Source organism: Streptomyces sp. NBC_00425, assembly GCF_036030735.1.
Taxonomy (GTDB): Bacteria; Actinomycetota; Actinomycetes; order Streptomycetales; family Streptomycetaceae; genus Streptomyces.
The window spans coordinates 6,080,830-6,105,273 of record NZ_CP107928.1 but is presented as its reverse complement, the minus strand read 5'-3'; the positions used below and the strand labels follow the sequence as shown (position 1 = coordinate 6,105,273).

Annotated in this window: 21 protein-coding genes, 2 tRNA genes and 1 pseudogene; 16 read left to right on the top strand and 8 right to left on the bottom strand. The window is 73.8% G+C overall.

The window, feature by feature from the left end:
* Positions 1-71: 71 nt before the first annotated feature.
* Positions 72-938: a spermidine synthase gene (locus tag OHS82_RS26675; RefSeq protein WP_057574503.1), complete on the bottom strand. Its 867-nt coding sequence runs from the start codon at positions 936-938 to the stop codon at positions 72-74.
* A 99-nt stretch (positions 939-1,037) separates the two neighbouring features.
* Complete coding sequence (locus tag OHS82_RS26670) at positions 1,038-1,427, bottom strand: hypothetical protein (protein WP_057574502.1); 390 nt, start codon at positions 1,425-1,427, stop codon at positions 1,038-1,040.
* Between the two features lie 256 nt (positions 1,428-1,683).
* On the opposite strand from OHS82_RS26670, the gene OHS82_RS26665 reads away from it, so the two are divergent.
* Entirely contained in the window at positions 1,684-3,144 is a 1,461-nt protein-coding gene (locus OHS82_RS26665) for a tetratricopeptide repeat protein (protein WP_328434684.1), read from the top strand.
* A 106-nt stretch (positions 3,145-3,250) separates the two neighbouring features.
* On the opposite strand, the gene OHS82_RS26660 is transcribed toward OHS82_RS26665, so the two are convergent.
* Positions 3,251-3,844 carry a histidine phosphatase family protein gene (locus OHS82_RS26660; protein ID WP_057574501.1) on the bottom strand — a complete coding sequence of 198 codons (594 nt, stop codon included), beginning with the start codon at positions 3,842-3,844 and terminating at the stop codon, positions 3,251-3,253.
* Positions 3,845-4,089: 245 nt separating this feature from the next.
* Between OHS82_RS26660 and OHS82_RS26655 the strand changes: the two genes are divergently transcribed.
* From OHS82_RS26655 to OHS82_RS26625, 7 genes are all read left to right on the top strand, one after another.
* Positions 4,090-5,055 (top strand): phosphatase PAP2 family protein, encoded by a 966-nt coding sequence (locus tag OHS82_RS26655; RefSeq protein WP_057574500.1) that lies wholly within the window; start codon positions 4,090-4,092, stop codon positions 5,053-5,055.
* Positions 4,952-6,154 carry a hypothetical protein gene (locus OHS82_RS26650; RefSeq protein ID WP_057574499.1) on the top strand — a complete coding sequence of 401 codons (1,203 nt, stop codon included), beginning with the start codon at positions 4,952-4,954 and terminating at the stop codon, positions 6,152-6,154. Before OHS82_RS26655 ends, OHS82_RS26650 begins: the two co-directional genes overlap by 104 nt.
* Positions 6,145-7,734: a hypothetical protein gene (locus OHS82_RS26645; protein WP_057574498.1), complete on the top strand. Its 1,590-nt coding sequence runs from the start codon at positions 6,145-6,147 to the stop codon at positions 7,732-7,734. The genes OHS82_RS26650 and OHS82_RS26645 overlap by 10 nt, the downstream gene beginning before the upstream one ends.
* Positions 7,731-9,071 (top strand): AAA family ATPase, encoded by a 1,341-nt coding sequence (locus OHS82_RS26640; protein WP_057574497.1) that lies wholly within the window; start codon positions 7,731-7,733, stop codon positions 9,069-9,071. Before OHS82_RS26645 ends, OHS82_RS26640 begins: the two co-directional genes overlap by 4 nt.
* A gap of 82 nt (positions 9,072-9,153) precedes the next feature.
* Positions 9,154-9,522 (top strand): hypothetical protein, encoded by a 369-nt coding sequence (locus OHS82_RS26635; protein ID WP_057574496.1) that lies wholly within the window; start codon positions 9,154-9,156, stop codon positions 9,520-9,522.
* 233 nt (positions 9,523-9,755) lie between these two features.
* A complete protein-coding gene (locus OHS82_RS26630) occupies positions 9,756-10,343 on the top strand; it encodes a bifunctional DNA primase/polymerase (protein WP_328434683.1) in 588 nt (195 codons plus the stop codon).
* Positions 10,334-10,407: transfer RNA gene (locus tag OHS82_RS26625), tRNA-Lys, on the top strand. Before OHS82_RS26630 ends, OHS82_RS26625 begins: the two co-directional genes overlap by 10 nt.
* Before the next feature lie 52 nt (positions 10,408-10,459).
* Here OHS82_RS26625 and OHS82_RS26620 read toward each other — a convergent pair.
* Entirely contained in the window at positions 10,460-11,926 is a 1,467-nt protein-coding gene (locus OHS82_RS26620) for a M6 family metalloprotease domain-containing protein (RefSeq protein WP_328434682.1), read from the bottom strand.
* Between the two features lie 285 nt (positions 11,927-12,211).
* On the opposite strand from OHS82_RS26620, the gene OHS82_RS26615 reads away from it, so the two are divergent.
* Positions 12,212-14,059, top strand: a complete 1,848-nt coding sequence (locus OHS82_RS26615) for a putative bifunctional diguanylate cyclase/phosphodiesterase (protein WP_328434681.1) — start codon at positions 12,212-12,214, stop codon at positions 14,057-14,059.
* Here the strand turns inward: OHS82_RS26615 and OHS82_RS26610 are convergent.
* The gene (locus tag OHS82_RS26610) at positions 14,038-15,111 is read right to left on the bottom strand and encodes an LLM class flavin-dependent oxidoreductase (RefSeq protein WP_057574837.1); all 1,074 of its coding nucleotides are present in this window, start codon (positions 15,109-15,111) and stop codon (positions 14,038-14,040) included. The genes OHS82_RS26615 and OHS82_RS26610 overlap by 22 nt on opposite strands.
* 260 nt (positions 15,112-15,371) lie before the next feature.
* On the bottom strand, positions 15,372-16,103 hold the full coding sequence (locus OHS82_RS26605; RefSeq protein WP_057574494.1) for a maleate cis-trans isomerase family protein: 732 nt from the start codon (positions 16,101-16,103) through the stop codon (positions 15,372-15,374).
* A 428-nt stretch (positions 16,104-16,531) separates the two neighbouring features.
* On the opposite strand from OHS82_RS26605, the gene OHS82_RS26600 reads away from it, so the two are divergent.
* A complete protein-coding gene (locus OHS82_RS26600) occupies positions 16,532-17,518 on the top strand; it encodes a D-2-hydroxyacid dehydrogenase (protein ID WP_057574493.1) in 987 nt (328 codons plus the stop codon).
* 38 nt (positions 17,519-17,556) lie between these two features.
* Here OHS82_RS26600 and OHS82_RS26595 read toward each other — a convergent pair whose 3' ends face one another.
* Positions 17,557-18,054, bottom strand: a complete 498-nt coding sequence (locus tag OHS82_RS26595) for a cupin domain-containing protein (protein WP_057574492.1) — start codon at positions 18,052-18,054, stop codon at positions 17,557-17,559.
* Positions 18,055-18,362: 308 nt separating this feature from the next.
* Between OHS82_RS26595 and ehuB the strand changes: the two genes are divergently transcribed.
* The 6 genes from ehuB to OHS82_RS26565 all read left to right on the top strand — a co-directional run bounded on the left by ehuB (position 18,363) and on the right by OHS82_RS26565 (position 22,684).
* Positions 18,363-19,289 carry an ectoine/hydroxyectoine ABC transporter substrate-binding protein EhuB gene (ehuB, locus tag OHS82_RS26590; protein WP_057574491.1) on the top strand — a complete coding sequence of 309 codons (927 nt, stop codon included), beginning with the start codon at positions 18,363-18,365 and terminating at the stop codon, positions 19,287-19,289.
* Positions 19,289-20,032 carry an ectoine/hydroxyectoine ABC transporter permease subunit EhuC gene (gene ehuC, locus OHS82_RS26585; RefSeq protein ID WP_057574836.1) on the top strand — a complete coding sequence of 248 codons (744 nt, stop codon included), beginning with the start codon at positions 19,289-19,291 and terminating at the stop codon, positions 20,030-20,032. Before ehuB ends, ehuC begins: the two co-directional genes overlap by 1 nt.
* Positions 20,029-20,676, top strand: a complete 648-nt coding sequence (gene ehuD, locus OHS82_RS26580) for an ectoine/hydroxyectoine ABC transporter permease subunit EhuD (protein WP_057574490.1) — start codon at positions 20,029-20,031, stop codon at positions 20,674-20,676. The genes ehuC and ehuD overlap by 4 nt, the downstream gene beginning before the upstream one ends.
* Positions 20,666-21,490, top strand: coding sequence for an ectoine/hydroxyectoine ABC transporter ATP-binding protein EhuA (gene ehuA, locus OHS82_RS26575; protein ID WP_242432906.1), 825 nt, complete (start codon positions 20,666-20,668; stop codon positions 21,488-21,490). Before ehuD ends, ehuA begins: the two co-directional genes overlap by 11 nt.
* A 260-nt stretch (positions 21,491-21,750) precedes the next feature.
* Positions 21,751-22,509 carry an IclR family transcriptional regulator gene (locus OHS82_RS26570; RefSeq protein ID WP_328434680.1) on the top strand — a complete coding sequence of 253 codons (759 nt, stop codon included), beginning with the start codon at positions 21,751-21,753 and terminating at the stop codon, positions 22,507-22,509.
* Between the two features lie 101 nt (positions 22,510-22,610).
* Positions 22,611-22,684: transfer RNA gene (locus OHS82_RS26565), tRNA-Lys, on the top strand.
* 135 nt (positions 22,685-22,819) lie between these two features.
* Here OHS82_RS26565 and OHS82_RS26560 read toward each other — a convergent pair.
* Positions 22,820-24,412, bottom strand: a pseudogene (locus tag OHS82_RS26560) (long-chain-fatty-acid--CoA ligase); the annotation flags it as partial.
* Positions 24,413-24,444 lie beyond the last annotated feature (32 nt).

Here is a 24,444-nt window from a genome sequence, read left to right as displayed (position 1 = left end):
CGGGAACGAGGCCCGGAGCGGACGCCGGAACGGACGCGTGACCGATCGCCCGCTGCGCGAGGCCGAACGCGTCAGCGGAACACCGACGGCGGCGGCGCGGGCGAGGCCACCGCCGACGCGTCCACCACGGCCACCGCGCCTCCGGTGAAGTCGGTCAGCGCCCGGCCGTGCTCGACCCTGCCGGGGTGCGGATCGGAGGCGGCCCGGCGGGTCAGTTCGGCGATCGGCAGCGGCAGGTCGGAGGCGACGAGCACGGCGTTGCCGAACCGCTTGCGCCGCAGCACGGTCGGGTCGGCGACCAGCGCGAGTTCGGGGAACCGGGCGGCGGCGGTGGCGATCTGCCCGCGCAGATGCGCGAGCGGCGGGCCGTCGGCCAGGTTGGCGGCGTAGACCCCGCCCGGCCTCAGCGCCCTGCGGACCTCGTCGAGGAACTCGGTCGAGGTGAGGTGGGCGGGGGTCCTGGCGCCGCTGAACACATCGGCCACGACGAGATCGGCCCATCCGTCCGGCACCTTGGCCAGACCTTCGCGCGCGTCGAGGGACCTGACCCTGATGCGCGCACCCGGGTCCAACGGCAGTTCCCGGCGCACCAGTCGGACGAGGGCGGCGTCGCGTTCGACGACCTGCTGGGTGGAGCGGGGGCGGGTGGCTGCGACGTACCGGGCGAGGGTGAACGCGCCACCGCCGAGGTGCACGGCGTGCAGGGGCTTGCCGGCCGGGGCGGCGAGGTCGATGACGTGTCCGAGGCGCCGCTGGTACTCGAAGGAGAGGTACCCGGGATCGTCGAGGTCGACGTGCGACTGGGGGGCGCCGTCGATGAGCAGCGTCCAGGCCCGCGCCCGGTCCCGGTCCGGTACGAGTTGCGCGAGTCCGCCGTCGACGGGCTCGACGACGGCGTCGGCGTCCCGCTCGCGCCGGGTGTTCCTGGGCTTTCCCATGACAGCATTTTCGCAGGCCCCGACGGCTCGCCGCGCGCCCGGCGCCCGGTGGGCCGACCACGGGCCCGGGCCGGGTTCCCGCCCCGGGTCGGACCCGGCCTAGCGGCAGCTGTCCGCCGCCTCGATCAGCCGGGCCGCCTCGCCCAACGCCCGGCGCAGCACCGCCGGATCGGTCGCGAGGTCCGCCTCGCCGGGAGGCACCAGCCAGTCCGAGCCCTCGACGGGCGGCTCGGGGGCGGGTCTCAGTCCCCGTTCGCCGGTTCTGGTGCAGACGCTGCCCGGCACGTCCCACGCCGCCGCTGTGCCGGGCGGCACCACGAAGCCGAGGGTGTCGCCGCCGTCGTCGTGCAGAACGGGACCCACCCCGTCCCGGGACGACCCGCGCCGCAGGATGTCCACCGCCTCCAACCCCTGCCGGGTCCCCACCGTCACCAGGTCGCACGCCGCCACCGACGGCATACGACGATCGTTGCTCTGACTGGTCTCCATTCCGGCCTCCACCGCACAGCCCGCCTGCAGTCCACAAGGCTCAACGCGTCACGGCGTCAAGGGCTACGGCGGAAGTCCGCCGCAAAGGATGGCAGTTCATGGCAGATCGCGGATGAGATATCCGTTTTGCAGCCAAACACCGCATGGCGGCCCGACCACAGCAGGTACGTTCTTGCCCGCCGGGAACAAGGGTGCCACTCGGACAACTCACCCCTGGTCCGGCATGGTTCGACGGTTCGCACGAGAGGACCCGGCCATGGCGTCGTCAACGGTGACCCCAGCTCGGCCCGACCGGCCGGCACGGCCCAACTCCGTCTTCCGGCAGCTGCGCGGACAGCGCTCGCCGGCCGAGTTCGCCGCGCTCGTACGGCGGGCAGCGCGCGAGATCGGCGAGCGGGTCAGCTGTGACGCGCGCTACATCGGGCGGGTCGAGGCGGGCGAGATCCGCTGCCCCAACTACGCCTACGAGCGGGTGTTCCTGCACATGTTCCCCGGCCGCACACTCGCCGATCTGGGGTTCGCGCCCCGCTCGTCCGTTCGCGGCCGAGGGGCGCGCGGCACCGAGGACGCCCCCCGCGCTCACCCCGCGGAACCGGCGCGCGCCACCGGTGACGAGCGGCACACGGATGAGACGCGCCGGGCGCACGAACCGTATGACAAGCAGGACCCGTACGACATGCACCACGACCACGAGGAGAGCGACGTGCTGCGTCGCGCATTCATGACCGGCGGAGGCGCCACCATGGCCGCCGCCACGCTGGGCCCCTTCGTCCTCGCCCACGGCGCTTCGGCGGCGGCCCGCCGGAGCCGGCGCGCGGGATCGAGCGAGGCGGGCGCACTCGAAGAAGCGGTCCGCAGAATCCGGCTGCTGGACGACCGGCACGGGGCCGACGGCCTCTACCGGCGCGCGGCCGCTCCGCTGCGCGCCGCCTTCGCGCTGCTGGACGCCGGGACCACCCGTCAGACGACGGCCGACCGGCTCCACTCGGGCGCCGGGGAGCTCGCCATCTCGGTGGGCTGGCTGGCGCACGACTCGGGCCGGTTCGACGACGCGCGCTCGCACTACGCCGAGGCCCTGGCGACCGCCCGGGTGACCGGGGACGACGCGCTGGAGGCGCACGCCTTCTGCAACACGGCGTTCCTCGCGCGGGACGCGGGCCGCCCCCGCGAGGCCGTCCGCGCCGCCCAGGCCGCCCAGCGCGTCGCCCGCCCGCTGGGCTCGCCCCGGCTGATGTCGCTGCTGGCGCTGCGCGAGGCGGGCGGCTGGGCGGGGCTCGCCGACCGGACCGGCTGCGAGCAGGCCCTCGTCCGCGCACAGGCCCTCTACGACCGCGGCCGCTGCGACCACGACCCCGAGTGGATGAGCTTCTACGGCGAGGCCGAGCTGGAGGGGCTCACCGCGCAGTGCTGGTCGGCGCTCGGCGACTGGCCGCGCGCGGCCCGGCACGCGAGACGGGCCGCGGACCTCCAGGACCCGCACTTCACCCGGAACATCGCCCTGTACACGGCCGAGCTGGCGGACGACCTCGCGCGCGGGGGGCGTCCCGACGAGGCCGCGGTGGCCGGACTGCGGGTCCTGGATCTGCTGGACCAGGTCCAGTCGTCACGGATCCAGACCATGCTGGCGGGGACGGCGCGGGTGTTGCTGCCGCACCGGAGGGCGGGCGGTGTCTCCGCGTTCCTGGAGCGGCACGCCTCGACGCCGCGGAAGGTGTGAGCCGCGTCTCCCCGGGCCCCGTCCCGGCCGCGTGTCCCCGCCCCGTGCGGCCCCGGTCCGCGCCGCCCCCGGGCCCGCCTTTGCGCGCTGTGGTCCGCGCCCGTGGTCAGACGAGGTGACCGAGGTCGTTCCAGCTCTCGATCGCCGGCTCGCCGTAGGCCCAGCCCAGGACCGACACCGACGTCGGGTTCAGACGGATCCGCGCCGCGAAGTCCAGCGGCAGACCCAGCCAGCGTGCCCCGATGGAACGGAGGATGTGCCCGTGGGCGAAGACCAGCACGTCCCGGTCGGCCGAGCGGGCCCAGGCGACGACCTCGTCCGCGCGGGCCGTCACCTCGTCCAGGGTCTCCCCCTCGGGGACGCCGTCGCGCCAGATGAGCCACCCGGGCCGGACGGCCTGGATCTGCGCGGGGGTCATCCCCTCGTAGGCGCCGTAGTGCCACTCCATCAGGGTGTCCCAGACCTCGGCCCGCTCCCCGAAGCCGGCGAGTGCGCACGTCTCCCGCGCGCGGACCAGCGGGCTGGTGCGTATCTCGGCGCCGGCGAGGCCGTCGAAGGGCGGCCGGTGCAGCCGCTCCCCCAGCAGCTCGGCGCCCCGGCGGCCCTCCTCCAGGAGGGGCACGTCGGTCCTGCCGGTGTGCTTGCCGGACAGCGACCACTCCGTCTGCCCGTGCCGGGCCAGCAGAATGCGCGGTGCCATGGGGGACCTTTCCGGGAGAACCCTGGGAAGGACCAGGGAGGAGTTCGGGGGCGGATCCCCTCCATCATCGCTCACCCTGAACAGGGGCAACCCGGCGGGCGATCTCAGCGTCTTTGAGATCCGGGGCCCCTCGCGAGGGGCGCGTCCGCCCGCCGTAAAGTGGCACGTCCCGCGCCACCGGCGGCGCAGTGACCGGACCAGTAGCAGACAGCGACCAGACAGCGACAGAAGGGGGAGGCGATCGGATGCCGCAGACCGAGACACCAGGCACCGAGGCGGCCCCGCGGACACGGCTGCGCTGGTGGACCGAGCTGCCCCTGCTGGTGCTGGTGTACCTCTGCTACTCGGCGGGCCGGCTGCTCGCGCGCGGTGACGTCTCCACCGCCGTCGACCACGGTCTGGCGATCCTGCGCGTCGAGAAGGTGTTCTACCTCAACGCCGAACACCCGCTGAACCGACTGTTCACGGCCCACGCCTGGATCGGCGTGCCGGCCGACTTCTGGTACGCGTCGCTGCACTACCTGGTCACCCCCGCGATCCTGGTCTGGCTGTTCCGGTCGCGGACGCTGCACTACCGGGCGGCCCGCACCTGGCTGATGGCGTCCACCTTCATCGGCCTCATCGGCTTCACGCTGATGCCCACCTGCCCGCCGCGGCTGCTGTCGGCCGGGCACGGCTTCGTGGACACGATGGCCCAGTACAGCTCGTACGGCTGGTGGGGCGGCGAGGCGAGCGCACCGCGCGGCATGGGCGGCATGACCAACCAGTACGCGGCCATGCCGAGCCTGCACGTGGGCTGGGCCCTGTGGTGCGGTGTGATGCTGTGGCGCCACGGCGGCACACGCCTGGCGAAGACGGCGGGCGTCGTCTACCCGCTGGTGACCACCCTCGTGGTGATGGGCACCGCCAACCACTACTTCCTCGACGCGGCCGCCGGCGCGGCCGTGATGGGCGTCGGACTGCTGCTGGCGCCGTGGGCGATGCGCGCCGCGGACCGGGCCCGGGTGTGGTTCGCCTCCCGCGTCCCGGCGCTCGCCCCGGCTCTCCCGGCGGACTCTCCCGCCCCTTCGGCCTCGGTTGTCAGTGGCGGATGCCAGACTTCCCCGGGTGAGCGAATTCCACGGCAGCGCGAGTCACGGCTCCGCCCCGGAGTCGAACCGGACGCCACCCCCTCGGAAGCTGGGGACGGCGCTCCGGCAGCGGCTCGCTGAGCTGCGCGGCCCCGACACACCGGCCAAGGCGCTGGACGCCCGCGCCCTCGCCGCGCTCGCCGCGAACCCGGGCTGCAAGCGGCGCGCCATCCTCGACGGCGCCGGTGTCGACAAGGCGGCCCTGGCGGGCGCGCTGGGTTCGCCGTCGGCCTTCGGCCAGTCCCAGTTCGCCCTCACCCGCGGCAACGCGTTCGAGGCGAAGGTGAAGGCGGACGGCGGCGCGGAACTGCTGCGGCTGGTGCACGAACGGCTGGACCCGGCCGCGCCGCCGCCCTCCGGCGCGGCCGTTCCCGACCTGTCCGCGATCGGCCCCGAGGGCCGCACCGCCCGCACGGCGCTGGCGCTGCGCGAGGCCGCAGCGTCCGCGGCGGAGGCCGCCGAGGCGGGCGAGGCGGGCGGCTGGACGCTCCTCGACCACCCGATGATCGCCCTCGACGTGGCGGGCTCCCCCGCCTTCCTCGAGCCGGACGCGGTGGTGGTCCACCCGGACGGCAGCTGGACGGTCGTGGAGATCAAGTCGTTCCCCATGCTGGACGGCGCGGCGGACCCCGCGAAGGTCGGCGCCGCCGCCCGGCAGGCCGCCGTGTACGTGCTGGCCCTCGAGGAGGTCGCCGCCCGTCTGGAGCCCGCCCCGCGCGTGCGCCACCGGGTGCTCCTGGTCTGCCCCAAGGACTTCTCCAACCTGCCCACCGCATCCGCCGTGGACGTGCGCAAGCAGCGTGCCGTCACCCACCGCCAGCTCGCGCGCCTCACCCGGATCCAGGAGATCGCCGACGCCCTGCCCGACGGCGTCTGCTTCTCCCCCGAGCTGCCCGGCGAGCAGCTCACGGAGGCCGTCGAGGCGGTCCCCGCCGCGTACGCGCCCGAGTGCCTGGCCGCCTGCGAGCTCGCGTTCCACTGCCGTGACCGCTCCCGCGCGGCCGGTGCGGTCACCGCGCTGGGCCGGTCGGTGCGGGCCGAGCTGGGCGGGCTGAGCACCGTCGAGGACGTCCTGGCGGCGGCCCGCGGCGAGGCCGGCGATCCCCGGGACCCGGCCGTCGCCGCGCTGCGCCGGGCCGCGGAGCTGCGCCGGGAGGCCCTGGGGGCGATGTGTCCCTGATCACCGCCCTGGCCCGGCTGGAGGCCGTCGCCACCGGTCGCGCCCAGCCCGCCGCCACCGTCCGGCACCGGCGGCTGTCCGGGCGGCCGCTGGTGTTCGTGCCGCTGACCACCGCCGGTGAGGCCGGCGCTCCGCTGGGCGCGCTGGTCGGCACCGACCGGGACGCGCCGCGGCTGCTGGTCGTGCCGCAGCCGCGCGACCGCGACCTGCGCTTCGCGTTCCTCGCCGAGCTGGCCGACGTGGTCCTGCCCTACCTCGACTCCTACGCCGACGACGTGGAGGCCGCCGAGCGGGCCGAGACCGACCCGGAGACCGGCAAGCGCGTCAAGGTCGAGGTCGAGCTGTGCGCCGACGCGCCCCAGCTGATCGTGCCGAGCCGTGCGGGCGTCGACCTCGTGCGCCTGCTGGGCCGTTCCATGCGCTTTCGGCGGACGGCCGAACAGGACCCTGAGACGCCGCATCCCGCACCCCCGCGCGTGCCGCTGCTCGGGCGGTGGCTGACGCACTTCGGGGAGCGGTCCCGGGTGCCCGGCTCCTCGCTGCTGCTGGCCCTCACGGAGGTGCTGGGCCGGCACTGGGCGACCGGGCAGTCCAGCCTGGAGGACCAGCACCTGGGGGCGCTGCTCGCCTGGATCGACCCGCCGCCGGGCGAGACGGGCGCCGAGGCGGCGCTGCGCGCGGAGCTCGCGCGGGACGCCGACGGGCAGTTGCGGTGCCCGCCGGCCGGTCCCGCCACCGACCCGGCGTTCGACAACAAGCTGCTCGCCCCCGCCATCGAGCGCTACGACCGCGCGCGCACCGCCCTGGCCGCCGCCGAGGACGGTCTGCAGGCCGACGACCGGCTGGGGGCGCTCACCGCCGCCGAGCGGGAGATCCGCGAGCTGGTGCGCAGCCGGACGCTGCCGACCTGGAACGCGGTGTGGGCGGGCCTGGACCTGTTGCGGACGCTGCCCGAAGGCGCGCACGTCGAGGAGCGGTGGACGCGCGACCGCTGGTCGTTCACCGGCCACCGCGACCGGGTGGTCGCCGGCGAGCCCCCGCAGCCGCGCCGGGACGACGCGGTCACGGCGGCCGGCAAGCTCGCCACGCGCGAACGCGAACAGGCCCGGCTGGAGGCCCAGGAGGCACTCGACGACCCGCTGGCGATGGCGGGGCGCCGGCTGGCCGGGGAAGCGTTCGCGGGCGAGGTCGTCGACGTCGTCATGGCGTACGGCGAGGGCCGCAGGCCGAGCCCGCGTCCGCTGGTCACCGTACGGACGGACGACCGGCCGCATCTCGCCGAGCGGGCGAAGGCGTACCGGTCGCTGGGCGGGAAGCCGCAGGCGGCCGAGTTCGTGGAACGGGTCGCGGAGGACCTGGTCGTGCTGCGGATCGTCGACAAGATGGGCCGCGGCAAGGAGCCCGAGGCGGGGTCCGTGCCGGAGAAGGGCGACCGGCTCTGCTTCACCCTCTTCGAGCACGAGCAGCGCGGCGGCGCGAAGCTGCCCGACCCGGAGGACACCCCGTGGACGCACGGCGGTCCGCCCGGTGAGCAGACGCCCGAAGCCCCCGACTCCGTCACCCAGGAGGACGTCCTGTGACCGCCGAGGCCGCTCTCGACCCCGGTACCGCCGCCGCCCGTGCCACCGACGCGATCCTGCGCGACACCCTGCACTCCACCGCGCGCGGGGTCGTCGTGGACTCCCCGCCGGGGGCCGGCAAGTCCACGCTCGTCGTCCGGGCGGCGCTCGAACTGGCCGACGCGGGGCGGTCGTTGATGGTGGTCGCGCAGACCAACGCGCAGGTGGACGACCTGGTGCTGCGGCTCGCCGAGAAGAGCCCCGAGCTGCCGGTGGGCCGACTGCACAGCAGTGACGCCGACCCGTACGACAAGGCGCTGGAGCGGCTGCCGAACGTGCGGAAGTCGGCGAAGGCGGCGGAGCTGGCCGGGCTGCCGGTGGTGATCTCCACCGCCGCGAAGTGGGCGCACGTGAAGACCGACGAGCCGTGGCGGCACGCGATCGTGGACGAGGCGTACCAGATGCGGTCGGACGGGCTGCTGGCCGTGGCCGGGCTGTTCGAGCGGGCGCTGTTCGTGGGCGACCCCGGGCAGCTGGACCCGTTCTCGATCGTCGGCGGCGAACAGTGGGCGGGGCTGTCGTACGACCCGTCGGCGTCGGCGGTCAGCACCCTCCTCGCGCACAACCCGGAGCTGCCGCAGCACCGGCTGCCGGTGTCCTGGCGGCTCCCGGCGTCGGCCGCGCCGCTGGTCTCCGCCGCGTTCTACCCGTACACGCCGTTCCGCAGCGGCACCGGGCACGGCGACCGCCGTCTCTCCTTCGCCGTACCGTCGGACGGCTCCGGCGCCGACCGGGTGATCGACGAGGCGGCGGAGTCCGGCTGGGGCCTGCTGGAGCTGCCCGCCCGGCACACCCCCCGCACCGACCCGGAGGCGGTGCGGGCGGTCGCCATGGTGGTGCGGCGGCTGCTGGACCGGGGCGGCGCCGCCGTCTCGGAGCGCTCCCCCGACCCGACCCCGTTGACGGCCGACCGGGTGGCGGTCGGCACGGCGCACCGCGACCAGGCGGCGGCGGTGCGCGCGGCCCTGGCGGAGCTGGGCGTCGGGGAGGTGACGGTGGACACCGCGAACCGGCTGCAGGGCATGGAGTTCGACGTCACGGTGATCCTGCACCCGCTCTCCGGCCGCCCCGACGCCACCGCCTTCCATCTGGAGACCGGCCGGCTGTGCGTGCTCGCCTCCCGCCACCGGCACGCGTGCGTGGTGGTGTGCCGGGCGGGCGTCGACGACCTGCTGGACGAGTACCCGTCGACGGAACCGGTGCAGCTGGGCACCCTCGTGAAGTTCCCGGACGGCTGGGAGGCCAACCACGCGATGCTGGCGCATCTCGGGGAACATCGGGTCGCCTGGAAGCCTTGAGTGTCCGGGGCCGAATGCCTCTAGCGCCATCGGGGGAGAATGGAAGGCGGTCTGCATCCGAACCGTACGAGGAGGAGAAGACATGGCGGAGCCCACGCCGCGTCGGAACGAATCGCGGCTACGCCCCGCGCCCCTGCTCTTCGAGCCCGCCGAGGCGGCCGGCGACCCTGAGCACTTCTTCGACCTGGAGTCGATAGACGATCCGGGGGCGCTGCTGAGCCGGGCGACGGAGCTGACGCTCGCGTTCCGGGCGGCCGCCGACCGGGCGCTGGAGTTCCAGGCGATGGCGGCGGCGCAGCTCGCCGATCCGCGCCGCTTCGACCGGCTGACGACGGCGGACATCGCCGATCGGGCCGAGTGGACCGAGGACTACGCGAAGAAGATGGTCGAGTTCGGCCGGGATCTGCTGCGGGGCGACGCCGAGGGGCGGGGGCCCGCCGACCCTGGGTGAGGCGTCGCCGGCCGCGTGCGTGAGGTGAGCCGTGTGACCGGCGTGAGCCGTGTGACCGGCGTGAGCCATGTGACCGGCGTGGGCCGTCCGCGCTGTGCGAGGCCGCCGGGGGCGGCACGCGACCTCACCGCTGGCATATGCCGGGCGGGCAAGATACTCCCTCCGCGTCCCTCACGTCCCGATTTCGCGCAACCCTGTGAGAGCGCCTGTTCACAGCCGGTAGACCTGTCGGTATGAGCAGCGCATACGACGAAGCCCTCGGCGTCACCCCGGACGGCGCCGCCTGGCTGGCCTCCGCCGGAACGTATCCGCGCAGCACGCTCGCCCTCTGGGAGGAGCGGCCGCAGGCGCCGGTGGTCCTGCCGTGCGGCGCGGTGTTCGACGTCGTCAGCGCGCCGGCGATGTTCGGGCGGGCGATGCTCGACCGGTTGTGGGGCGAAGGGCCGGGCTCCGGGCCGGTGGCCGCGTTCCGCGGCCGGACGCTGCTGTTCGCGGCGCCCGGCACGGCCCAGCGGCTGCCCTCGCTGCTGGAGTGGGAGGAGTGGAGCGCCGAAGGCCGCCGGGACGGCCGTGCCGCGACCGTGCCGCCCCTGCTGTGCCACGGCACCGGCGACGCGGTGACGGTGCCCGCGCTGGTGCCGTCCGATCCGGGGTGCGGCACCCGCTGGATGGTCGCCCCGGACACCCGCCACCCCTGGCTTCCGGGGCCCGACATCCTGCTGTGGGCGGCGGTGCGGGCGGCCCGTTCGGCCGTGCGCATATCGATTTCTCCTCCCCCCGACCAGGATGCTAAGGTCTACGACGTCAGCAGGCGCCGCTAGCTCAGTTGGTTAGAGCAGCTGACTCTTAATCAGCGGGTCCGGGGTTCGAGTCCCTGGCGGCGCACGACAGTGAAAGGCCCCTCGCGTGAGCGGGGGGCCTTTTTCGTGCCGTCATCTCACAGCTTCTTCCCGGGGGTGATCGTCAACGTCCAGGCCCCCGAAGCCGAGCGGCTCTCCACGTCCACGCGGACGCCGTCGTCCGGGACGGTGAAGCTCTCGCCGAGGGCGACCGGGGCGTCGGCGAGCGGCGGATAGACGGAGTTCTCCCAGCAGGCCTCGGTGCGCGGGTGGGCATCGAGCACCTCGACCGGTCCGCGGCCCGACCGGGCGGCGCTGCTGACGCGGTAGACGAGGATGCCGGCGCGGCAGGCGGCGCGGTCGTTGCCCACCGGGCCGCGTGCCTCGAAGGCGAGCGCGCTGTCGGGGCCGGTGCGGACCACCGCGAGCCTGGCGCCGCCGCCGGGCACGGGGGCCGACCGCACGGGGGCCGACCGCACCGGGGCGGGAGCCGGCTGCACCGGGGCCGGAGCCGGCGCCCCGAGGGTTCGCCCGTCCGGTTCGCCGGGCCCGGGAGCCGGCGCCCCGAGGGTTCGCGCGGCCGGTTCCCCGGACCCGGGAGCCGGTTCCCCGAGGGCTCGTGCGGACGCCGCACCCGGTCCGGCGCCGACCGGCTCCAGCGTCAGCCGGGTCGGGCCGGGACTCCGCAGGCACAGCACCTGGCGCGGATCCAGCCAGCCCAGCTTCCACTTGTGCCAGGCGAACAGGTCGGGGGCGAGCCCGAACTGGCTGCCCATCAGGTCCCAGTCGCCGACATAGGTGTCCCAGTCGCCCTTGCCGTCGACGGGGCGGTGGTAGAGGTCGGGCAGGTCGAAGACATGGCCGGTCTCGTGGGCGAGGACGAGCCGGTCCGGGGGGTGCTTCTCGAACACGGTGACGACCCGGCGGATGTCGGTGCCGTCGGCGTGCAGCGGGTCGTCCAGGTTGACGACCTTCGTGGCGTCCGAGTCGACGCCGGGGGCGTCCGGATCGGCCACGAAGTAGACGACGTCGTAGCGGGAGAAGTCGACGTGGGGGTCGGCGGCGGCCAGGGCGTCGTGCAGGTAGGCGGCCCGGCCCTCGGGGCTCCAGTCACGCCGTATGGCGTAGGCGGCGGACGGCTTCGGCATGCGGATCCACTGTTTCAGCGGATGGGAGCGCAGGCTGAATCTGCCGTACGACGCCTGCTCGAAGAAGCGGCTGGTGGCCGGGAAGTGGTCGGCGGCCAGTTCCGCGGGGGAGGTCAGGGGGGTCCAGTCGGGGAAGGACAGGAACACCATCACCGCGTCCAGCGAGCGGGCCGGACGGGGGTAGGCGGCGTTCCAGGTGGCCAGGCCCTCCGAGTGGTGGGCCGTGGTGCGGGCCAGGGCGCAGGGCTCGGCGGAGAAGGGTTCGGCCACCGAGGGGTTGCCGATCAGGGAGGTCGCGGCGAGCGCCGTGAGGGTGGTGAACACGGCCGCGGTACTGCGAAGTCGGGGGCGCGGGAGCAGGCGCACGGGTCGCGGCAGTCGCGGCACAGAGACCTCCGGGAGCGGTTCACGGGACACCGCAACCCAGACTGTGTTGATTTGTCGTACTACGCCCTGTTTTTCTGCACCAGACGAGTGAGGACGCGGAAAGCGGGCATCACCCCGACACCCCCGGAATTCTCACGGAACGTCACAAGCGGTCGCGGGCCCGCAGAACCGGGCCAGCTGCGGGCAGAAACGATCTGTCAGAAAGGCGGGTTGTTCCGGGACACTGGGCATAGGCTGCGCGGGTCCCCGGGCAGCCTCTATGATCGGCACACTTTCCTGCACGGACAGCGATCGAGTGCACTGCGGGAGCGAGCGGTGAGCGGAACGTCCGAAGGGCCGACGCCCGCGGCAGACCTCGACCGGTCAGCCGTCACAGAGAGTGACATCAACAGTACGAGCGGCGGGCCTGCGGCCTACCGGTCCGTCTTCGCGGCGGCACCGCTCGCCATGGCCGTCGTCGACGGCGAGGGGCGGATCGTCGACGCCAACGGCGCGCTCGGCGCGTTGCTCGGCGGCGGCAGCGCCCCGCTGGTCGGCAGGGTCGCCTCCGACCTGCTGGACCTGGCCTCCGACGCCCGGATCCGGCACGCCTACCGCGAGGTCCTGCGCGGCCGCCGGGCCAAGCTGCGCTGCACCCGGCGACTGAAGCAGCCCGACGGGCACGCGCTGTGGGCGCAGGTCACCGTCTCGCCGCTGGAGGCGCAGACGCCGGGGGCGCAGACGCCCGGGGTGCTGCTGTCCGTGGCCGACGTCAGCGCACACCGCGACCTGCAGGCGCGACTGCGGCACCTGCAGATGCACGACCCGGTGACCCGGCTGGCCAACCGCACGCTGTTCTTCGAGCGGGTGTCGGCCGCCCTGGAGGCGGAGGCGTACGAACAGAGCGGCACCGGCCGGATCGGCCTGTGCTACCTGGACCTGGACGGCTTCAAGGCGGTCAACGACACCCTCGGCCACCGGGTGGGCGACCGTCTGCTGGCCGCCGTCGCCGAGCGGCTGAACGGGTGCGCCGAGGAGGCCGGGCGGACCAGGCCGAGCGTGCCGCTGGTGGCCCGGCTCGGCGGGGACGAGTTCGCCCTGCTGGTGGAGGACTCCACCGGCACGGACCAGCTCGCCGACCTCGCCGAGTCCGTGCTCAAGGCGCTCCAGGCCCCCTTCGACCTGGCCGGACACCGGCTGAACGTGTCCGCGTCGATCGGGGTGGTGGAGCGGGCCGCGGCCGGCACCACCGCAACCGGTCTGATGCAGGCCGCCGACACCACGCTGTACTGGGCGAAGGTGGACGGCAAGGGCCGCTGGACGCTGTTCGACCCCGAGCGCAACGCCCATCTGATGACCCGGCAGGCGCTGGCCTCCACGCTGCGTCCCGCCATCGAGCGCGGCGAGTTCCGGCTCGACTACCAGCCCCTGGTCGGCATGTCGGACGGCCGGCTGCGCGGCGTGGAGGCGCTGGTCCGCTGGGATCACCCGCGGTTCGGGCTGCTGTCGCCGAATCGGTTCGTCGCGCTGGCCGAGGAGGACGGCTCGATCGTCCCGCTCGGCCAATGGGTTCTGGCCACCGCCTGCCGCCAGGCACGGCAGTGGCAACTGGACAATCCGGACGATCCACCGCTGTTCGTCAGCGTCAACGTGGCGGTGCGTCAGGTGTGGGACTCCGACCTGGTGGCGGACGTGGCGGAGATCCTCGCCGAGACCGGGCTCGCGCCGCACCTGCTCCAGCTGGAGCTGACCGAGTCGGCGGTGATGGGCTCGGCGGGACGGCCGTTGCAGGCGTTGCAGGCGCTCAGCGACATGGGCGTGGGCATCGCGATCGACGACTTCGGCACCGGCTACTCCAACCTCGCCTATCTGAGCCGGCTGCCGGTGTCGGTGCTGAAGCTGGACGGCTCCTTCGTGCGCGGCTTCCAGTACGAGAGCGACAAGGAGGGAACCACCCCGCCGAACCCGGCCGACCAGGTCGTCGTCGAGGCGATGATCGACCTCGCCCACCGGCTGGGGCTGACCGTCACGGCCGAGTGCGTGGAGACGTCCGCGCAGGCGACCCGGCTGCGCAGCATCGGCTGCGACACCGGGCAGGGCTGGCTGTACTCCCGCCCGGTGTCGCCGGACCGCATCTCCGAGCTGCGCGGGACCGCCGAGTCCTACGCGGTCGGCAACCCGTAGGCGTCCGCGACGAGTTCGTAGGAGCGCAACCGCAGGGCGCCGCGGTGGGCGTGGCTGGTGAGCATCAGCTCGTCGGCGCCGGTGCGCTTGTGCAGGTCGTCGAGGCCGGTGCGGACCTCGTCGGCGGTGCCGTGGATGATGTTCGCCGTCCAGGAGTCGACGAACTCGCGCTCCAGCGGGCCGAGCCGGTGCGCCTGCGCCTCCTCGGGGGAGGGGAACAGGCCGGGGCGGCCGCTGCGCAGCCGGACCATGTTGACGCCGGTGGCCAGCACCTGGCGTCGGGCCTCGCGTTCGTCGTCGGCGGCCAGCACGGAGACGCCGATCAGCGCGTACGGCTCGGCGAGCACCGCGGAGGGCCGGAACGACGCCCGGTACAGGTCGAGGGCCGGCACGGTGTTCTGCGCGGAGAAGTGGTGCGCGAAGGCGAAGGGCAGACCGAGCACACCGGCCAGACGGGCGCTGAAGCCGGAGGAGCCGAGCAGCCAGATCGGCGGCCGGTGCGCCGACTGCACTCCGCCGGGGGACGTGCCCTGGACCGGGCCGGGGATGGCGTGCACCCTGCGGTAGGGATGGCCGTCGGGGAAGTCGTCGTCCAGGAAGCGGGTGAGCTCGGCGAGCTGCTCGGGGAAGTCGTCGGCGCCCTCGTGCAGGGTGGCGGTGCGGCGGAGAGCGGCCGCGGTGCCTCCGTCGGTGCCGGGGGCGCGGCCGAGGCCGAGGTCGACGCGGCGGGGGGCCAGCGCCTCCAGGGTGCCGAACTGCTCGGCGATGACGAGGGGCGCGTGGTTGGGCAGCATCACGCCGCCGGAGCCGAGCCGGATGCGGTCGGTGTGGGCGGCGAGATGGGCGAGGATCACCGCGGGCGAGGACGAGGCGACGCCGGGCATCGAGTGGTGCTCGGCGACCCAGTAGCGGTGGAAGCCGCGCGACTCCGCGAACCGCGCGAGGCCGACGCTGGTGCGCAGGGCGTCGGCGGCGGTGCTGCCGGAGCCGACGGTGACCAGGTCCAGTACGGACAGGGGGGTCGGGGCGCTGCCCCGTGCCGTGCCGCGGATCCCGTCGCCCGCCGTGGGCCCGTCGCCCGTCGTGGGTCCGTCGCCTGCCGTCGTCGCGCCGGCCGGCTCGGCCTCTGCCGGCGTCTCTTCTGCGGCCACGGGGTCCTCCTGTCGTCAGCCGTGTGCTGTCCTCGCAGCGCCAACAGGAGGGTGTCCCCGCTTATTCCCGGTGGACCGGCGACCGCTCCGGCGACCGCGGACCGGCGACCGCGGCACGCGCGTCGTCGGTGCGGACGGCACACCCGGCGCCGTACCGGGCCTCACACCTGCACGACGGGCTCCCGGGTGAACAGGGCGCCGAGCCCCGGCGCGTTCACCCGCCGGTCGGTGAGGCGCAGCGCCTCCCACACGGTGACCTGGTTGGCGGTGAGGACCGGCTTGCCGAGCTCCTTCTCCAGCTCCGGCAGGAACGCGGCCGTGTGCAGGGCGGTGCCGGGCAGCATGACCGCCTGCGCCTCGGGGGAGTCGGCCGCCCGCGCGAGGGCTGACACCTGCGCCTCCCCCCAGGCGCCGGCCTCGGCCGCCGTGACGATCCCGGCGCTGTGGACGCCGGTCACCCCGACGCCGCCCGCCCGGAGGAAGTCGGCGAAGAGGGCGGCCACGTCGTCCGGGTAGGCCGCCGCGACGGCGACGCGTGCGGCCCCGACCTCCCGGGCCGCCCGCACGAAGGCGAAGGAGGTCGAGGAGGCCGGCGTTCCGGCACTGGTGGCCAGGGCGCGCACCTGCTCCTGGGCGCCCTCCCAGCCGTGCACGAAGCCGCCGCTGGTGCTCGCCCACACGATCGCCTCGACGCCGGCGAGCCGCAGTTGCCCGACGCCCTCCGCCAGCCGCTCGGCCGCGCCCTTCTGCCGCAGGGCGTCGACCCGGTGGGCGTCCTCGCCGACGCCGGTGTGGACCAGGTCCAGCCGGACGTCGCTGCCCAGGAGCTGCTCGATGCGGGGGTAGTCGTCCTCGGCCGAGTGGCCCGGGTAGAGGAATCCGAGTGCGGTCATGTCCAGCCTTTCCTGCTGCTCTTCTTCCGGCAGTGCCGGCGGCGGGTCCCGCGGTGGGGGCCGGCCTCCGGCGGTTCGGTGGGCCGCACGCGCGCCGGGATGTCCGGCGGCGCTCCACGGTCCCACCGCCCGGGTACCCAGTCGGCGCAACGCCGCCCACACGGTCACCTGGTTGGCCGAGATGAGCGGTACGGGCGGTATGAGCGGTGGGGCCGCCGGCCGGGAGCCGCTCCGCCCTGCCGCGGCGGGGCACTCCCCGGGGTCCGCCCACAGAGCGGGGCCCCCGGCGGAGCCGACGGGCAACGGACGGTAGGCGCAGCCGTGTTGACGGCGGTGGGTCCGGGTGCCAACGTGGTCAATCCGCGCACGTCATCATCCGCGCTCGCCGGAATCCGCGCACGTCGGACGCGCCGGGGAAGGGACACCGGATGGCCGCCGTCCCCCCGCCTCCCGCCGCGCCCCCTCCCGCCTCCCTTCCCACGCTCCTCGTCCTCGACGCCGACCCGCCGCCCCGGCTCGGGCGGCTCACCGGGCGGGTCCGGGTGGTGCACACCGACGAGGCCTCGCTCGCCGAGCGGCTGCCGGCCGCCGACGCCCTGCTGGTCTGGGACTTCACCTCGCACGCGGTGCGCGACGCCTGGCCGGGCGAGGGCCCGCGGCCGCGCTGGGTGCACACGGCGAGCGCGGGCGTGGACCATCTGATGTGTCCCGAACTCACCGCGTCGGACACGGTGGTGACGAACGCGCGCGGTGTCTTCGACGAGCCGATCGCCGAGTACGTCGCCGCGCTGGTGCTGGCGATGGCGAAGGACCTGCCCCTGACCTGGGAGTTCCAGCAGCGGGGCGAGTGGCGGCACCGGGAGGGCAGGCGGGTCGCCGGGACGCGGGCCGTCGTCGTCGGGTCGGGGCCGATCGGGCGGGCCGTCGCCCGCACTCTGAAGGCGCTCGGCATGACCGCGGCGGTCGTCGGACGTGTCCCGCGGACCGGCATCCACGGCCCCGACGACCTGGACCGGCTGCTGGCCCGCGCCGACTGGGTGGTCGCGGCCGCCCCGCTCACCGAGCAGACGCGCGGCATGTTCGACCTTCGGAGGTTCGGCGTGATGCAGCCCTCGGCCCGGTTCGTGAACGTGGGCCGCGGCCAACTGGTGGTGGAGGAGGCGCTGGTGCGGGCCCTGGAGCGGCGGTGGATCGCCGGCGCCGCCCTGGACGTCCTCACCTCGGAGCCGCTGCCCGCCGACAGCCCGCTGTGGCGGGTGCCGGGGCTGCTGATCTCGCCCCACATGAGCGGGGACACGGTCGGCTGGCGGGACGACCTCGGCGCGCAGTTCGTCGAGCTGTTCGAGCGGTGGGCGGTGGGCCGGCCGTTGCGGAACGTGGTCGACAAGCAGCGCGGGTACGTGCCCGGGCACTGACGTCACGGCGCCGCGCACACGCCGCCGCCGGGGACGGCTCAGGCGTGGTCCGGGGCCGTCCGGCGCAGCTCGTCACGCCAGAGCGCGCTGTCGACGTAGTGGTTGTCGTAGCGCTCGGAGCTCGCGCGGATGTCCTCGACGCCCGCCTCGCCGTGGTGCACACGCTCCAGCAGCCGGTAGTAGTCGAAGCGGTGCAGTCCCGGCGTGAAGAGCACGAGCAGTTCGGCGGTGCTGCCGGGGGCCGGCGCGAAGGCGTGCGGGACGGTCGGCGGGACGGTCAGGAAGTCGCCCCGGTCCAGGGTGCGCACCTCGTCGCCGACCAGGAAGCGCATCCGGCCGTCCAGGACGTAGAACACCTCGGTCGCCCGGGTGTGGAAGTGCGCGGGCGCGCCGGGCGAGCCCTCGGCGAAGGTCGCCTTGTTGGCGGTGAGGGCCCCGCCGGTGGCGTCCGCGTCGGCGAGCAGCGTGATCAGGCTGAGGGCGCCGTCCTGGAGGGTCTCGGCCTGGCCGGAGCGGACGACGAGGGGGCTGGTCATGGGGACTCCCGAAGATCGGCGGGCGGTCCGCGGCTGCGGCCGTCGGACCTGTCACCCATGAATCTAGACCCGCGAAAGACCCGGTGAACGGTGCATTGTGAGGTCATTCTCGTGGGTCAATCCGCCGCCGTCCCCCCGGTCGTCGGCGGCGGCCTTCCCGGGGCTGAGCAGCGAGGGAGACGGCGCACCGGCCGCCCGTGCGGTCCGGGTCGGGAGCGCCGTCGCGGGGTCCTTCACGAGGTCCTTCGCGGAGAACGGGGCCGGAAGCGATCCGCATAACCGGCCGGAAGCCGGGTAGCGGCGCGCCCATGGCTCGACCACAAGCACATCGATCAGGAACCGGCCCCCGACCCCACAGAGGACCCAGCCGCCGCTCACTGCTCGCGGCGGCGGTGTCGCTGGGCGCCGCGGGGGGTCTGGGGGCGGCCGGCTGCAGCCGCGTCCCGGACGACGGAAAGGTCCTGGGGGGTGGTCTTCTGGACACCCTGCGGAAGCGGGGGTCCGTGAAGATCGGCATCGCCAGCGAGCCGCCCTTCGGGTACGTCGGGGACGACGGACGGGCCACCGGGGAAGCGCCCGCGATCGCGAGGGTGATCTTCGAACGGCTCGGCATCGACGACGTCGAGCCGGTGCCGGTGGACTTCGGCGCCCTCATACCGGGCCTCAAGGCGCGGCAGTTCGATGTGGTGTCCGCCGGCATGTACATCAATCCGGTCCGGTGCGAGCAGGTGCTGTTCGCCGACCCGGACTATCTGATGCTGGACTCCTTCATCGTCCGCAAGGGCAATCCGCACGGCATCAGGACGTACGACGACGTCAGGAAGAAGGGGCTCAGGCTCGCCTCCGGGAAGGCGTACGCCCAGATCGACTACGCCAGGGCCGCGGGCATCAAGGACGTGCTGGTCCTGCCGGACCAGGTGGCCGGTCTGGACGCGGTGGCCCAGGGCCGGGTGGACGCCTTCGCGGGGACCCGCATCACGGTGAAGTCGGCGGTGGAGAGTTCCGGACGGGTGTCCGCGACAGAGCCGTTCCAGCCCGTGGTGGACGGCGAACCGGCCTACGGCGCGGGCGGCTTCGCCTTCCGGCAGTCCGAGAAGAACCTCCGTGACGCGTTCAACGAGGAACTGCTGAAGCTCAAGAAGGACGACTACCGGGAGCTCCTGCGGATCGTCGGCCCCTTCGGCTTCGAGAGGGCCGACATGACGGACCTCACGGCGAAGGAGCTGTGCGGCTGATGATGAGTTCCGAGTTCTTCACCACCTGGTTCCTGCCGGGCATCTGGATCACCGTCCAGGTGACGGTGTACGCGGCGGCCCTCGGCGCGGCCATCTCGTTCGGGGTCGGTCTGGCCCGCGGTTCGCGGTACTGGATCGTCCGCTTCGTCGCCGGGATCTACTTCGAGGTCTTCCGGGGCATGTCGGCGCTGGTGCTGATGTTCTGGATGTTCTTCGCGCTGCCCCTGTTCGGCTGGCAGCTGGTGCCCATGTGGGCCGGCGTCAGCGCGCTGGGCCTGACCTACGGCGCGTACGGCTCCGAGATCGTCCGCGGGTCCCTGGCCGCCGTCTCCCCGGCGCAGAAAGAGGCGGGCGTCGCGCTCAATTTCAGCCGTCTGCAGCGGCTGCGCCTGATCGAACTGCCCCAGGCCTGGCCCGAGATGGTGCCGCCGTTCAACAACCTGCTGATCGAGCTGCTGAAGGGCACCGCCCTGGTCTCGGTCATCACGGTGGCCGACATGACGTTCGCCGGCAACCTGGTCCGGCTGGGCACCAACGAGACGACGCCGGTCTACACCCTGCTGCTGGTCCTGTACTTCGTCCTCGCCTTCCTCATCACCCGCGGCATGCGGCTGCTGGAGCGCAGGGCGAAGGCGGGGGTCGGGCAGCGGCCCGAGAAGACCGGCGGGACCGCCCGCACGTCCGGCGCCCGCGGCGAACGCCCGCCCGCCGGTTCGCAGTCGGCGGCGGGAGGCACGGCATGAGCTGGGACTGGAACGTCGTGGACGACTTCATGCCGCGGTTCTGGGACGGCGTGCTCGTCACCCTCCAGGCGCTGGCCGTCGGCACGCTGATCGCCTTCGCGCTGGGACTGGTGTGGGCGCTGGCCCAGCGGTCCGGGCGGGCGTGGGTGCGCTGGCCGGTCGTCGCCGTCACGGAGTTCATCCGCAACACGCCGCTGTTGGTGCAGCTGTTCTTCCTCTTCTACGTGGTGCCGAACTTCGGCCCCTCGATGTCACCGCTCACCACCGGCATCGTCGGCCTCGGACTGCACTACTCCACCTACACCGCGGAGGTCTACCGCGCGGGTATCGACGGTGTGCCCGCCGGCCAGTGGGAGGCGGCCACCGCGCTGAGCCTGTCCAAGGGTCGCACCTGGCGTGTGGTGATCCTCCCGCAGGCGATCCGCCGGGTCGTCCCGCCGCTGGGCAACTACGTCATCGCCATGCTCAAGGACTCTCCGATGATCGCGACCATCGGCGCCTTCGACATGCTCGGCGAGGCCCAGACCTTCAGCAACGAGACCTTCACCACGGAGGCGCTGACCGTCGTGGGCGTGGCGTTCATCGTCATCGCCTACCCCGCCTCCCTTCTGATCCGAGCCCTGGAGCGACGCCTTGTCCGCTGACACCGATCCCGCGCAGACCCTCGAGCACCTCGCCAACCCGCCGGTGGACGGCAGTGAGCTGATCCGCTTCGACCAGGTCACCAAGCGCTTCGGCGAGAACACCGTCCTCGACCGGCTCGACTTCTCCGTCGACTCCGGCAAGCACGTCACGCTGATCGGCCCGTCGGGCTCCGGCAAGACGACGATCCTGCGGCTGCTGATGACCCTGGCCACGCCCGACGAGGGCACCATCAAGGTGGGCGGCGAGTACCTGACCCACGAGGAACGCGGCGGCAGACTGGTCCCGGCCGGCGAGAAGCACGTCCGTGAGGTCCGCAAGAACATCGGGATGGTCTTCCAGCAGTTCAACCTGTTCCCGAACATGAAGGTGCTGCGCAACATCACCGAGGCCCCCGTCACCGTCCTCGGCCTGTCCCGGGACGAGGCGGAACAGCGGGCGCGCGAGCTGCTCGAACTGGTCGGCCTGACCGAGCACATCGACAAGTACCCGAGCCAGCTGTCCGGCGGCCAGCAGCAGCGGGTGGCGATCGCGCGGGCGCTGGCGATGCGGCCGCAGGTCCTGCTGCTGGACGAGGTGACCTCCGCACTGGACCCGGAGCTGGTGGCCGGCGTCCTGGACGTGCTGCGGGACATCGCCCGCACCACCGACATCACGATGCTCTGCGTGACCCACGAGATGGGCTTCGCCCGGGACATCTCGGACCAGGTGCTGATGTTCGACTCGGGCCGTGTCATCGAGTCGGGCCCGCCGGAGAAGATGTTCAGCGATCCGGAGCAGGAGCGGACCCGGGAGTTCCTCAGCGCCGTCCTGTGACCACCCCTGACGTGAGCCGGGGGCCGGATGCGTGAGCCGCGGGGGCCGGGGTGCGTGAGCCGCGGGGGCGGGCTCGCGTGACCCCGGCCCCGGTTCGTTCCTTGGGCATATGCCAGGGGGACGGTCCGCTGCAGAGGGGGTGGGCAATCCCGCCGACGCCCCTCCCGGCAGACCCGTCGGCGGTTATCGTGGTAGCGGTTCACTGACCGGATTACGGCCCATAGGCAAGCGCAGCCGACACAGCGAGCGCAGGGGGAACCGTGGCGCTGAAACACGAGCCGTCCGCGCCGTACCACTCGACCCAGCACGCCCTGCGCGTCCTGGAGAGCGTGGCGCGGCACCCCACCGGAATCACCGACGACCGACTCGCCCGTCTGACCGGCCTCAGCCCGGAGCGCCTGACCACGCTCCTGCGGATGCTCCGCCGTGAGGGATACGTCGAGCAACTCGCCGACGGGGTGTACGTGACCGGGGACGCCCTCACCCGCCTCGGCTCCGCGCAGGACCACGACCAGGCCCTGCACGCGAGGCTCCAGCACACCCTCGACCGGCTGCGCGACTCCGTCGGCGCGGCCGTCTACATCAGCCGGTACGTCGACGGCGAGGTCACCATCACCCAGTACGCGGACGGCCCCGCCACACCGTCCGTCAACGAGTGGTTCGACTTCCGCCGCTCCGCGCACGCCACCGCGCTCGGCAAGAGCCTGCTCGGTCAGCTCGACCACAACAGCCGCCGCGACCACCTCTCCCGGCACAAGATGGCCCGGCTCACCTCGCGCACCATCACCAGCGACAAGCTGCTGCTCTCCCGGCTGGAGGCCCAGGCGCCCACCGTCCCGGTGCTCGACCTCCAGGAGTACGCGATCGGCACGGTCTGCGCGGCCGTCCCGATCACCGCCGGCTCCACGGCGGGCTGTCTCGCCCTCTCCCTGCCCGTCGCCCACGCCCACCGGCTCCGCCAGGCCGCCGAGACCCTGAACAGGAACGCGGCGCCGGTACTGCTGTCGCTCGCCATCTGAGGCGCGTCCCGGGGGCGCCCGCCTCATGGTCGGAAGCACCCCCGCGGACCGGGTAGTATTTTCTTCGTCGCAGGCCGCCGAAGGCGGAGGGCGAGAGTCATGCGCCGCTAGCTCAGTTGGTTAGAGCAGCTGACTCTTAATCAGCGGGTCCGGGGTTCGAGTCCCTGGCGGCGCACAGAGGAAGGGCCTCTCGTGAAGACGAGGGGCCCTTCGGCTTTCCCCGGTCCTCGGCCCTTTCCGCAGCCCCCTCCGCCCACGGTCCGCCCGGCCGTCCCGGTCCGGCCGGTCCGGCCTCCGCCGCCTCCCGCTCCGTCAGCCTCCGATAGGCGGACTCTCCCGGCGGCCGCCACCACACCGGGTCGGCGCAGCGCGGCCCCTCGCGTCGCAGCAGCGCCCGGTGGATCTTGTTCGTCGCGGTGACGGGCATCCGCTCCACCACCCGTACGAACCGGGGCGCCATCTTGGTTCCCAGGTCGGGCTGGGCGAGCAGGAACCCGGCGAAGCCCGCCGGGTCGAAGGTTCCGGCCAGCGTCGCCATCACCTGGTCGCCGGTCACGGGGTCCGGCACCGCGTAGACGGCGACGGCGTCCGCCCCGTCGTAGCGGGCGAGGATGTTCTCGATCATCGCGGCGGCCAGGTTCTCGCCGTCGACGCGGAGCCGGTCGTCGGTGCGGCCCGCGAAGTAGAGGAAGCCCTCGCGGTCCCGGTAGAAGAGGTCACCGGTCCAGTACGCGCCGTCCTCCCGACGCCGCTCCGCCTCCGCCGCCGGGTTGCGCCAGTAACCCTCGAAGGGGTTCGGACCCCGGTTGACCAGCTCCCCGATGGCCGCGTCGCCGTTGAGCAGCCGCCCCGCCGCGTCGAACACGGCCCGCGGACACTCCTCGCGCGTCTGCGGGTCGAGGACGACGAGACCCGCGCCCGCCCGGCCGACCGCCCCCGGCGGAGTGCCGGGCGACCACTGCACCGCCGCCCCGCCCTCGGAGGAGCCGTACCCCTCCACCAGCCGCACCCCGAACCGCCGCTCGAAGGCGGCCGCGTCCACCGCTCCCGCCTCCGTGCCGAAGCCCAGCCGCAGCGCGTGGTCCCGGTCGTCCGGGCCCGGCTCGGTGGCCAGGACGTACTGGATCGCCCGTCCGACATAGGTGAAGTACGTCGCCCGGTGGCGCCGTACGTCCGCCAGGAACCCGGACGCCGAGAAGCGCCGCCGCAGCGCCACCCCGGCCCCTGCCGTCAGCGCGGGCGCCCAGTCGGCGATCACCGCGTTGCCGTGGAACATCGGCATGCAGACGTAGTGCACGTCGTCCGGCCCGACGGCGAACTGCCCCGCCAGGGAGCGCCCGGCGGCCGCCAGCCGGCCCTGTGTGCAGATCGCGGCCTTGGGGGCGCCGGTCGAGCCGGAGGTGAAGTAGAGCAGGAACCGGTCGGCGGGCGTGGCGCGGGACGGGTCCGGGCGGGCGTCGGCGTACGGGGCGAGGAGTGCGTCGTACTCCGGCGTGCCGGTGATCAGCAGGCGGACTCCGGGCAGGTCGAGCCCTCTGAGCAGCGGCAGGTGGGCGTGCTCGGTGACCAGCAGCCGGCACTCGGTGTGCAGGACGTCCCGGGCCAGCTCGGGGCCGCGCCGGGTGGAGTTGATCCCGGCGACGGCCGCCCCGGCGAGGGCCGCGGCCGACAGCCAGAGCGGGAACTCCGGCGTGTTGTCCAGCAGCAGCCCGACGTGCGGCGGGCCGTCCGTCGGCAGCAGGTCGGTCAGCAGGGCCGCCCGGGCGGCGGCCCCGGCGGCGACCTCGTGGTGCGTGAGGACGGTGTCCTCGCACCACAGCCCCGGCCGGCGGTCATCCCAGCGGGCGGCCACGAGTTCGGCGACGGTACCGGTTCCGGTTCCGGTTTCCCTGGTGGACTCCATGGGCGCGCACGGTAGTTGACGTACCGTCAGAT